Origin of the sequence: Aquimarina spinulae (assembly GCF_943373825.1) — a bacterium.
GTDB classification, from domain to species: domain Bacteria; phylum Bacteroidota; class Bacteroidia; order Flavobacteriales; family Flavobacteriaceae; genus Aquimarina; species Aquimarina spinulae.
The window spans coordinates 629,448-641,546 of the sequence record NZ_CALSBP010000001.1; the positions used below are offsets into that span (position 1 = coordinate 629,448).

At 32.4% G+C, this 12,099-nt stretch carries 11 protein-coding genes; all 11 read right to left on the reverse strand.

Annotated elements, in window-relative coordinates:
- Position 1 precedes the first annotated feature (1 nt).
- The 11 genes from NNH57_RS02910 to NNH57_RS26445 all read right to left on the reverse strand — a co-directional run bounded on the left by NNH57_RS02910 (position 2) and on the right by NNH57_RS26445 (position 12,099).
- A complete protein-coding gene (locus NNH57_RS02910; protein WP_108808657.1) occupies positions 2-958 on the reverse strand; it encodes a Rossmann-fold NAD(P)-binding domain-containing protein in 957 nt (318 codons plus the stop codon).
- Positions 942-1,907 (reverse strand): threonine ammonia-lyase, encoded by a 966-nt coding sequence (locus NNH57_RS02915; RefSeq protein ID WP_108808658.1) that lies wholly within the window; start codon positions 1,905-1,907, stop codon positions 942-944. Before NNH57_RS02915 ends, NNH57_RS02910 begins: the two co-directional genes overlap by 17 nt.
- On the reverse strand, positions 1,907-3,388 hold the full coding sequence (locus tag NNH57_RS02920) for a M28 family peptidase (protein ID WP_108808659.1): 1,482 nt from the start codon (positions 3,386-3,388) through the stop codon (positions 1,907-1,909). The genes NNH57_RS02915 and NNH57_RS02920 overlap by 1 nt, the downstream gene beginning before the upstream one ends.
- A gap of 265 nt (positions 3,389-3,653) precedes the next feature.
- The gene (locus tag NNH57_RS02925; protein ID WP_074410085.1) at positions 3,654-4,091 is read right to left on the reverse strand and encodes a hypothetical protein; all 438 of its coding nucleotides are present in this window, start codon (positions 4,089-4,091) and stop codon (positions 3,654-3,656) included.
- Between the two features lie 160 nt (positions 4,092-4,251).
- Positions 4,252-5,028 carry an agmatinase gene (gene speB, locus NNH57_RS02930; RefSeq protein ID WP_074410086.1) on the reverse strand — a complete coding sequence of 259 codons (777 nt, stop codon included), beginning with the start codon at positions 5,026-5,028 and terminating at the stop codon, positions 4,252-4,254.
- Positions 5,029-5,040: 12 nt separating this feature from the next.
- On the reverse strand, positions 5,041-5,913 hold the full coding sequence (locus NNH57_RS02935; RefSeq protein ID WP_074410087.1) for a ketopantoate reductase C-terminal domain-containing protein: 873 nt from the start codon (positions 5,911-5,913) through the stop codon (positions 5,041-5,043).
- Positions 5,914-5,986: 73 nt separating this feature from the next.
- Complete coding sequence (locus tag NNH57_RS02940; protein WP_074410088.1) at positions 5,987-6,823, reverse strand: alpha/beta fold hydrolase; 837 nt, start codon at positions 6,821-6,823, stop codon at positions 5,987-5,989.
- Positions 6,824-6,861: 38 nt separating this feature from the next.
- Complete coding sequence (locus NNH57_RS02945) at positions 6,862-7,500, reverse strand: Crp/Fnr family transcriptional regulator (RefSeq protein WP_074410089.1); 639 nt, start codon at positions 7,498-7,500, stop codon at positions 6,862-6,864.
- Positions 7,501-7,660: 160 nt separating this feature from the next.
- A complete protein-coding gene (locus NNH57_RS02950) occupies positions 7,661-9,814 on the reverse strand; it encodes a serine hydrolase (protein WP_108808660.1) in 2,154 nt (717 codons plus the stop codon).
- Positions 9,815-9,988: 174 nt separating this feature from the next.
- Positions 9,989-11,050, reverse strand: a complete 1,062-nt coding sequence (locus tag NNH57_RS02955) for a DJ-1/PfpI family protein (RefSeq protein WP_082995033.1) — start codon at positions 11,048-11,050, stop codon at positions 9,989-9,991.
- 89 nt (positions 11,051-11,139) lie between these two features.
- Positions 11,140-12,099: a GlxA family transcriptional regulator gene (locus tag NNH57_RS26445; RefSeq protein ID WP_306345577.1), complete on the reverse strand. Its 960-nt coding sequence runs from the start codon at positions 12,097-12,099 to the stop codon at positions 11,140-11,142.

The following is a 12,099-nucleotide window of genomic DNA, read 5'->3' on the forward strand; positions in this document are numbered from 1 at the left end:
TTTATATTTTGATATTCATGTATGTTTTATAAACAGCTTTTGCAATCATTATATCTTGTACTGCAACTCCTGTAAGGTCTACTATTGTTATTTGTTGATCATCGGTGCGTTGTAAGGCAGGGTCTTGAATTGCACTACCAAGCTCCACGATTTTTTCTTCGGAAATTGCTCCATCTTTAACAGCCCGATATATTTCGCCTCTACTTTTACTTTGCGGAATACTATCTGCAATAACGATATCTGCTTTTTGAAGCACTTCACTATCAAGTTCTTGTTTGTCTGAAGTGTCAGAGCCTACTGCTGTGATATGAGTACCTGGTAAGATATCTTTTGCGTCAAGCAGTGCGACTTCAGATGGAGTAGTAGTAACAATTAAAGTACTGTTTTTTGCTACTTCTGCAGGAGTTTTGGCAATATGAATATCAAAATCAGTACTCAATTCTGTGCTAAACTTCTCTGCATTTTCGGGTGTTCTTCCCCATACCCACACGGTTTTACAAGGATTGTTTTTCTGCAGGAATTGCAACTGTAGTTTTGCCTGGATCCCGGTACCTATAATACCAATAGCATTTATTTTTTCAGGAGCAAAATATGTGGCTGCCAGAGCACCTGCTGCTGCAGTACGAATATCAGTAAGATATCCTTCATCTAATAAAATAGCTACTGGTTGCCCTGTTTTCTGACTAAATATGAGCATCATTCCCTGGCTGGAAGCGATCCCTAATTTTGAATTATTATAAAAACCAGAAGCAATTTTGATGACATAAAAATCATCATTTTTTATATATCCATATTTAATATGTACATCCCCGGGAGGATCTTCAAATAATAATTCACCTACAGGCGGAACCACCGTTTTTTCATTACTATAGTGTATAAAACCTTCTTTCATAGCTGCAACTACATCTAATGATTGTATACTTTCTTTAATATCTTTTAGATTAATAATAGTCGCCATACTTTACCATTATTTGAGTTAATAATTGATTATCTATTTTTTTTCCTGTTAGTACCAGAACTACATTTTTGCCATGATACGCTTTGTTTTGTAATAGTGCTGCTACCGGCAAAGCAGCGGTAGGTTCAATTTCTACTTTATGATATTTCAGCATAAAAGCCACAGCTTTTTTAATATCTTCTTCTTCAATGATCTCAAAACCCGACAAGTGTTTTTTACAAATATCATAAGTGATGGCATTATTTTCAATTCCGCCAGCAGATGCATCTGCGATAGTGGATAAAGTACTGGGAGGAACGATACCATTTTGTTTTATGGACAAATACATTTCTGATGCATTTTTGGGTTGACAACCAATGACTGAAACATTATCATTAGTACTAAAGTAAGTACTTACCCCAGATGCCAGTCCACCACCACCAACAGGAGTTAAAATAGTATCTACTTCTGGTACTTGTTCTTCTATTTCAACAGCGATAGTACCTTGCCCTTTAATAATTTCTAGGTCATTATAGGGGTGAATTAAAACACCGTTGATGTCTTTTGCATAGGCTGTTGCTTTTTCCTCAGTTTCCAGACTATTTTCACCATAGAAAATAACTCTCATCCCATATTGCTCAAGAGCTTTTATTTTTGCGTCACTTGTTTTCTTTGGAAGGAATAAAACACCTTTGAATCCAAATTTTTCTGAGGCATACCCAAATGCTGCAGCATGATTTCCGGTAGATGCTGCAACAAAAGTTTTGTCAAAAATACTTTTGTCTAAACTACGTATTTTAGTAAGAACCCCTCGTATTTTAAACGATCCCGTGTATTGCAAAAATTCCATTTTAAGAAAGACATTTGCTCCAGATATTTTGCTTAACTCCGGAGAATGTGCCATAGGTGTTCTATTCAAATCAGGCTTGCTAATTTTGTAAGCATCGATTATGTCTGTAGCATGTATCATTACTTTGAATTTGGAAAATTTTGATCTATCGCTTCAATAGATTTCTGGATTAATTTTGCTACATTTTTATAGTATTCTGGATTTGTATCTTCGATATCATCGGTTGCCTGGTGATAACCTGGGTGGTCTTCTTCACTAAAAGTGATATTAGGGATTCCTTTCCTGAAAAAAGGACCATTGTCAGAAGAAAACATCCAATAGTCTTTGGTTTTATCCTCTGGATCATCATGCCCATAAGAAACGGTTAACGGGCTATCTTTTGCAATACTTTCGATTATAGGTTTAAACTGTGGATAAGGGTATGTACCAACCACATATATTTCGTTTTTAGGATTACGGCTAATCATATCCATATTGATATTGAGTTTGATATCGGATAATAAAATCGGTGGGTTATCTACAAAATGTTTAGAACCAAATAGCCCTAATTCTTCGGCATCAAAAGCAGCAAAAAGAATAGAATGCTGAGGTTGGTTTTTAGAAAAATATTTAGCTAAGATCAATAGGGCAGAAGTACCAGATGCATTATCATCTGCACCATTGTATATCGTATCGTTTATAATACCAAGATGATCATAATGCGCACCAATAACAATATATTTCTTGGGATATGTTTTTCCTTTTACATAACCTATAAAATTAGTACCTGCTCTCTCTTTTTTGGCTTTTCTATCTTTAAAAGTAAAGTGAGAATCGTAATCGGGATCTAATTTTTCTAAACCGATATTTTTAAAATACGACCTGATAAAATCTTGAGCTTTTTGATTATTTCCTGTACCTCTTCCCAAATACTGATCTGATGATATTTGTTTTTGAATATCTAATAATTCGGTTGTTTCTATTCCCGAATCCGTTACTACATCATATTTTTTTATTTCGTTAGCTGTCATCCAGTGAATACTATCCGCAGGAGCTGCTTCTAATGTATACCAATAAAAAGCTGTAGGAATATTCATTTCGATATAGTAGTCTACATATTTTTTATGCTCTTGATGATCTTTAGGGAAATCTAGTGCTACACTATCTTCTCCCGACCAGGAATGCACACCCAGTTTAGCTGTAGCGTGAATATTTCGTTTTTCTCCAGCCAAAAACATATCTGTTCCGCCAGAAGCTACCATTCCGTTTTCGGGGATGTAAGTGTTTATATGATGCTTCCTGATTTCACGAGAAGCCAGAAGATTTATTTCATCGTCTATAGATCCCGGAACTTCCTCCATTACCAACGTGGTTACTTTTGGATTTTCGAACAGAACTTCTTTAATATCATGTAGCGTATTAGAATAAATAACACCATTCATATATAGGGTGTCTTTTGTAGTTTGGTTTTCTTTAAAATAGAATTCTGCTACTTGATCGCCTTCCATTTTCATCAATATCTTTTGCCCAAAAGATGTGGTATATAAAATTTGAGGAAAGAAATACAAAGTGGCAACAGAAATAATAATAATTGCCACAAATGCGATGATAACTTTTTTCATAATAGTAATATGTTAATTAATACCAGATGTAATAAAAAAACCTCCGTACACCAAACCAACTTTTGTTGATTAAGGTATACGGAGGTTTTCCGTAAGAAATTCACTTGCTTTTCCGATGTTCTTCCTTAAGCTAAAAAACAAGAGTGTAACATACTGTTACTGTATTTCTATCTATACAAAGATAGAAAAAAAAATATTTAAGTAGATAAAAATTAGAAATATAGCTCCTAAATGTTTGTTTTGGTAAGTGAAATTTTGTAGGATATCATTTTTTTTGAATAAAATAAATATCTACATAATCAGTTACTTCACTACAAGGATTACTCATTTCCTGGAGTCTCCAGTATTTTCTATTTCCCTTTACTTTAAAATTGAATTCTCCTTCTCTTTTACAAGGTTTTCCGTTGTTTATAAAATCTACCTGGGTCTCAATAGTCCCATTAAATACAAGGTGCTTTGCAGAGGCAGGAGTAATGGTACCTTTAATTTTTAAGAAATCACTATTTTCTTTGCTATTTTGATGGCCTTCTATTGTGTACACATTGTCTTTATCCGTTTTTTCGATTTTGGTAGTTCCAAAATAATCCCATGAAATCCATTGAACAGACAGATAGTGATTACCGACCAGAATTTTATCTAAGTCGTTCTGCGAAAAAGAAAATAATGGTAAGGATACTAAAAGAATTAAAACTATTTTTTTCATGCGTTCTCACATTAATAATTGATATACTTCTTGATTACTACAAACATCTTTGAATCAAAGATAGATATCATGAGTAATTTATAGTACCTTGTTTTCAGTGAAATCATTACGTTGATAACTTCTTGATAGTGTTTGGAAATTGTTTTCTACGACATTATTTTTATAACATTTTTCCTAAAATTTCTTTCATCATTTTGGCAGCCAGAAATGCTGTCATATTCTGAAAATCCCTATTAGGATTGTATTCTACGATATCGGCACCAACAATTTCGCCTTTTATATTGTGAATTAAATCAATTACTTGTCTAGATGATAGACCTCCTGGTTCATGATGCGAAACTCCAGGCGCATAAGCCGGGTCAAAACCATCCATATCCAGTGAGATATATATGGGATTATCAAATTGAGATATTTTGTTTACATCGAGGTTTTTCATTTGATGAATTTCGACATTAAATTTTTCTGCCTGTTCTGCCTGATGGGTATTTAATGTTCTAATCCCCACCTGAACTAACCTGGCGGCGAATCCATTTTCCATAATTCTTGCAAAAGGACAAGCATGGGAGTATTTGTCACCTTCAAAGTTATCATACAAATCAGAATGCGCGTCGATATGTAAAATATCTAATTTCGGATATTTTTTATGATATGCTTTAATAATAGGAAATGTAATAGAATGATCCCCTCCCAAGGTAAAAACTTTTGTTTCAGATGCTAAATGATTTGAAGTTATGGTCTCTATCTCAAAATAATCTGAAATATCAAAATCTCCTTTATCGGTTATTCGGGAATCTTCGATTGTGATTCCGTTTTCGGTAAATAAATTAAGCGAACCACAGTGTAATGCTTCTCTAATTAATGGGGGAGCAAGTCCTGGACCTTGTTGAAAAGAGGACTTTTTATCAAATTGTATTCCTTGTATAGCAATTTTACTCATTTATTTTAGGTATTAATTCTGATTTATTTGCCTGAGTAATTTACAAATAGTATCGTTAATTGGTGTCGCAATTTTATTTTTTAGAGCCACCTTTTCAATCGCTCCGTTTTTTGCATTAACTTCTATGATGTTTCCGAATAATCGATCTGATAGCATTGAGCTTCCTTTTGTTTTAGAGTACGTAGCTATTTTATGTAATATTTCAGGCTCGAAACTACTTTCAATCATAGCCCCATCGGACTTTGCTACTTCAATTCCTTCTCTCAATAGATTTTTAAAGAGATCAACGATTTCCTGATTTTCGAAAACAGAACATGTTCTTCCGGTTAAGCATAGTATGGATCCCAGTGCAGAACTTTCTATTAATTTTTTCCAATTTTCAGTTTTGTAATCTAGTACTTCTATTATTTGCACATCATTTTTGGTGAAAAGCTCTCTAAATCGTTTTGCTAATTCACTTTTTTGGACTTTAAGTGTTGGTTTTGAAAATTGTAAGTAATAATTATCCTCTATAGGTTGAGTTGGACAATCAATCATACATTCCAAAATATTTTTATCTGTGGTAAAAGGCGTAATAGGTGCTTTTAATTCTATACCGTTTCTTATAACAGCTACTTTAGTATTCGTTCCAATTAATTGTGCCAATTTATCATTAGCAGTGTCAAAATGATATTCTTTTAAGCATATAAGTAACCAATCTAGTTCTTCTGATCTTTCTTTTTTAGAATTGATAGGTATTTCTATTTTTTCATCTTGAAATTGTATTTTGATTTTTGATTTAGGGGTTCTGGTATAATAGAATATTTCGTTTTCGGGATGTGCTACTAATATCCGTGACATTACAGAACCTATTGCACCAAGACCGAGTATTCCAATTTTTCTCATGTATTGTTTTTTATTATGAATAGGTTAAAAAATAGAGTTTAAATCTACCTTAAAATCACCCTGTATTAACTAATTATATTTGTTGTGTATTGTAACTTAGAATTTGTTGTTCAATAATTTTAATTACTTTTTTAGACCAAAGCATTTTAAAATGTCCAGTCCCTTCTATTTCAATAAATTTAGAGTTCTTAAATAAGGAACTTACCGATTTAGTTTTTTCTATTGGGATTATTTTATCATATTTATCATGAATGAATGTTACATCTTTCATTTCTATATCTTTAATAACAGTACCGACTTTAAATGTTACAGGGTCGTACTTTGTTGTCGTTTTTTTTATTTTATTAATCAATAATTTAGTGGTCTCAGTTGTTAAACCAAATTGAATAACAGCAAGTCCAATAAATTCTAAAAACCTGCTAGGGGTCGTTAATATAATCATTTGGTTTATTTTATATTTTAATGTACTCATAGCTGTAAAGGCAAGTACAGAACCCATTGAATGTGTAATTATTAAATCGTATTTGTCTTTTTCTAAAAACAATTTTACGACATCAGACATTTCAAAAAAACTTGTTTTCTTCTTTGTACTGGCTCCATGACAAGGGCCATCAAAACTTATAACTTGGTATCCGTTTTTTGTCAATTCAGGAATGATTGCTCCAAAATTAGAAGCTCTTCCTCCCCATCCATGTATCAATAATGCTTTCTTATTTCCGTTTCCCCATGTATAGGTCTTAATATTAAATTTTTTAAACCGAATTATGCTTTCCGTAGCAATTTCTAATATCGATTTTTCAAATGCTCTTATTTTCCTGTTTTTGGGTTTTGAAATAAAATTAAATGCTATTTGTGCAGTTAATCTTGGAGATATCTTCTGTAAGATGTTAAGTGCTTTTTTTAAATTCATTTGATAGGTTATTGATAACCTTACAAAAATCTATCATTTTAGAATTTATTACATGACACATTTGTGTCAATATTAAATTGAGTTAATCTTTTTCTAATTCGGGTTAATGTTTGTCGTTTAATGCCTAAAAAAGAAGAAAGATGTGTAAGTGAAATACGATTTAGAATGTCTTTATTTTGTGAAATAAAGTTAATATATCTTTGCTCAGCATTCTCAAATAAAAAACTTTCAATCCTATTTTGTCTTCTATTTAAATGTTTTTCAGCAATCAATCTACCGTATTTTTCGAAATTTTTATATTTAGAATAACATTCTTGTATTAAAGTAAATGGAACATTTACTAATAAACATGATTCTAAGGTTTGAATGTAATACTTAGAAGGAGTTTGACTGATAAAAGCACCATAATCTGTTGCATAATTATTCTCTTTTATGAAAGAAATTGTTATTTCTTCTCCCTTATCATTGATATAGAAACTTCGTAATAAACCTTTAAAGGCAAAACCTAAACTTTCTTGAATTTCTCCAGCTGTTAAATATAGTTTTTTAGCCTTTAACTTGGTAACTGTAACTTTACTGCTTATAAAATGTATTTCATCAGAGTTTAAATCGGGATAAATTTTTCTTAAAGCGTTTGAATATGCCTGAATAGGTTTAATGATATTACTTACTTCCATTTCTTGTGTATTATGCACAATCGTTAAATATAAGCACCAAGGTAATTATAATTTCTAAGTTGTGAGTATGGTTAGGAGAATTACAGGCAAGAAAAAGCCCAAAAAACTTCCCTGTCTTGATTGTTTTTTGGGCTTTAGTAGTGTATAGGAAAGTTGACTATTACTCTTTCTTTTGCTTACCAGTAATTAAAAACTCTAATAAAGCAGTATTAAGACTATCCCCTGTATTACTATTGGTGAATACAACATATCCCATATTGAGATCACTATACAGTATAGCTTCACATCTAAAATCACCATTATTACCTCCATGTCCAAAACTAGGACCAAATGGTGTTTTTTGCATATGGATACTTAATCCAAAATAGTTTTCCCATCCTTCTGGAACAGGATCTTCTTTATCTTTAGGAATTCTGGTTTGTATTTTGAACATTTCTTTATAGGTTTCTGGTTTTAGCCCTTTTTTGTTCTGTAATCCTAATAAGAAATTGGTAAATGTTTTAGCTTCTGTATGCATACTCCAGGCCATACCCGGATTTTCTGGTAATGAAGCCTGTGATGGCAGGTTATCAAAATGACCATTAGATACTACTTTGACCAGGTATTCATTTTTAGAGAAATAGGTGTTTTCTAATCCTAATGGTGTAAGTACTTCTTCTTTTAGTATAGTATTGATATCCTTACCTGTTACTTTGGTAACTACTCTTTTTAAGTATTCAAAACCTTCGCCAGAATATTGATATTTGGTACCTGGTGTAAATTTAATATCAATCTTTCCATCTTCGTTCATCCAAGCCCAGTTTGGAAATCCTGTTTTGTGAGACATTACATGTCGGGCTGTTATAAGTTTATAGCGATCATCATGAGCAATGGCTTCAAATGGCAAATATTCATATAATGGTTTATCAAGATCAATAATACCACGTTCTACTAATCGCATTACAGCAAAACCAAAAACAGGTTTGGTAATCGAAGCTGCTTCGAATAAGGTATTGTGATCTACTTTCTTTTTTGTGAGTGTGTTCTTTACTCCGTAGGTTTGATGATAGACGACTTTACCATTTTTAATCAATGCAAGGGATACTCCGGGGATTTGATAATGTTCCTGATATGTTTTAATAAACGTATCGATTATAGAAGCTTTTTTGATATCAAAATTGTGTAAAACTCCTTTGTTTGGGATTATATCTGGATTAGAAATAGTAGATAATTCTAATGTTGGCGCTGTGATGTTTTTATTTGCTACCGCTGTGACTTTGATATTGGCATCTTTTGTATGTATTCTAAAAAGCTCTTTGTCTCTAAATTGACTTTCATCTTGGTAAAATAAACCTGATGCTGGTGAAATGATATACTCACCAGAGGGGAGATCTAAGGTGTAATTTCCAGTTGAATCTACTGAGGTTTGCGTCCAAAGGGCAGGGTTATGAGTAGATGTAAATCGAATTCGGTTAGGATAGCCTTTTATAGCGCTATTTTTCCATTTTAATTTTCCACTGATTGTACCTGTTTTTTCTTTTTCTTTCATCAATATTACATCACCAAGTCTTCCTGGGGCACTACTTTTACCGCCACTATTTCCCCAGGCAATAAAAGAATTAGAGTTTTGATCATCGTCGGCATCTTTATCTATGAACACATGATCGATTCCAATAGATTTACCTGTAGTTATGGTACTATTCAGTTTTACTTTACATTCATAAATAGTGGTGTTTTTATTTCGTTTGGACTTGATCTCTATAGCATCCCAATTCGTATTTTTCTTTGTAGGATCCCAGCTTATAGATTGATTATTGGTGTCTTTATAATTTTCGCTATACTGATATAAATCTACACCAGAGCCATCGGGAGAGTGTTGCTCGTCGATATAGAAATTAAAGGTATCTTGTGTATTCCACTCTGATGCATCGGTAGTATCTACAATATGAGAGTCGTCTGTTATTACAACAATAATGTAAAGCGCTTTTTCAGAGAGGTTATATCCTACCTGAAAATAAGCATCAAAATCATTTTTGTCTTTAGGCCCACCACCATATGGTAGTTTATTGATAGGATAACGAGTAAAATCTTTTGGCCAATCTTGGGTATTCCCATCAATAGTTATAGAAGATACAGGGTATGCATATGCGATAGCACCATTAGACATCTCTATTAAATTTTCTAATTTTGTTTTTATGTCAATCGAATTACTATATACAGTATTGAAAAACACAAAAAAGAGTAGTGCTATATACACTACTCTTTTTGAAATATTTGGACGTTCGTTGGATTGATGATGAATGGTATCTGTAAGAGAATTAAAACGCAAATCCATAATGATTGATTTAAAAAGTGAATAAATAGCTATATTCCTTAAAAAAGATGAGGCTAAAGAGCATCATCTTTTTTAAAGATACTATTGTTTAAAGATTGTTACAGTTTTGCGTTATAAATTGAAATAAAAGTTGAACAAGGGAGATTTTAAACTGTGCTGTTAGATAGATTGGTATTAATTACTTAGTTTATGAAATATTGTTTTTGGATGTTGTGAAGATGTGTATCCTGTAACTTTTTTATTTTTATCCTTTATAAATGTGATCTTATGATTAGCCAGGTTCTTAAAAATATTATTTTGTACATGAAAAATCGGATAGTTTCTATCATCTACTATGGCATAAAGAGCTTTTTCTCTAGGGTTGATTTTTAATTTTACTTTAGCCCCATCCAGATATTCATAAGTTCCGGTGTATGCTTCCAGAATTGTTCTGTCACTATAATTTTTATAAGGATCATCTTCTGATAAAATTACCCCTTCTCCTGGTACCCACTTATCATACTCCATATGGTATGCTATTCTTCGTGCTTCATTAAACCCTTGAAGTTTTGCTACCAAATGTAAGGCACCATCAATACCTGCAGAAATACCAGCTGTGGTGATTACTTGTCCGTTATCAACAAATCGGGCATCTTTTATCACTGTTATATTTGGGTAATTACTTTCTAATCCATTCAACGCGTTATGAAAAGTGGTTGCTGATTTACCATCAAGAACTCCGGCTTTTGCTAATGCAAATACTCCTGTACATACCGAGAAATGGTATTCGATGTTTTGTTGTGTTTTTATCCATTCAATTACTTTCGGATCATTAAAAGCACTGGAAGAGTTTCCTCCAAAAAAAGCAAGTATATCTGCATTAGGGCTATTGGCTATACTGTAATCCGGGAGTATTTTCAGGATTCCCTGAGAGATAATAGGTTCTTTGGTTTTAGAAACGGTAAAAACTTCAAAATTTGCATATGCAAATACTTCCATAGGTCCAGCAAAATCTAATACTTCTATACCAGGTTGTAAATAGAAGGCAATTGTCATTTTTTTGTTGGCTAGTTTTTGAAGTTCCTTTTTTGTAGTAAGTTTCATATTACAATGGTGGCAGGTTCCAGGTTTGCTAAATTTTAAAGTGTCGCAACTACTATTGCAAGGAGGACATACATAAATTTCATTAGAATTTACTGAAGATTGTGATATAGCTGATATATTGATCAACAACAATAATAATAGTAACTTTTGCATTCTTTTTTGAGTAATGATTAATTCTTCAAAATTAAATGTCTTTTATGTGCCTTAAAAGGACAAGTGTGCGCAGTATTAGGACAGATATATTATATATATGTGAAGTTAACAGGCAATACACCTTTATGTTTTTTAAGTAAGGCTCTTAATTGGTTCGTACTTTTTAATCCACATTGGTTGGCAACATAGCTAACTTTATTACCATCGGCCAAAAGATGTATGGCTTTATCTATTCTAAGTTTTTCGAGATAGGCACCAATAGTAATCCCCGTTGTTTTTTTAAAGAGTCGCGTAAGATTACGACTACTCATATGTACATAATCAGCCATATTTTCTAGGGTGAATGAAGTATGGAGGTGTTTTGTCATATAATCTTGGGCATCATGAATCCGAGTGTCCAGATGATTTCGATATTGTAAGAAAACACTCAGTTGAGGGTCAGATTCGCTACGACGAAAATATATAACTACTTCTTTGGCTATATCTGTAGCAAACTTAGGGCCATATAATTGCTCGATAATAAATAAAGAAAGATCAATACCAGAACTGACTCCTGCACTAGAATACAAACGATTATCTACAACAAATAATCTATTATTAACCAGATCAACTTTGCGAAACTTATTAGTGAATTCTTTAAAATATTTCCAATGCGTTGTACATTTATGCCCATCTAATAATCCTGATTCTGCAAGTAAAAAACTTCCCGTACATACAGAACAGATATTGACTCCGTTAGAATATTGAATATGTAACCAATCAAAAAATGCTTTACTTTTTTGTATAAATTCAGAATCAGAAAGTAATTGAAATTCTATCCCAGGGATAAAAATAAAATCACCCTCTGTTAATTCAAATTTCTCAAAATTAGAAAGCTTAGCAAAATACAGCCCAGCACTGCTCTCTATTTCTTCTTCATTGTTTATGGTAACAAAATGAAGATCGATATCAGCCCCATATTCTTTGGCTTCATAAAAGATATGTGCTGGACCATTAATATCTAATAAATGAACTTTGGGTGGTATGACAAAAATGATATTTTTGATAAT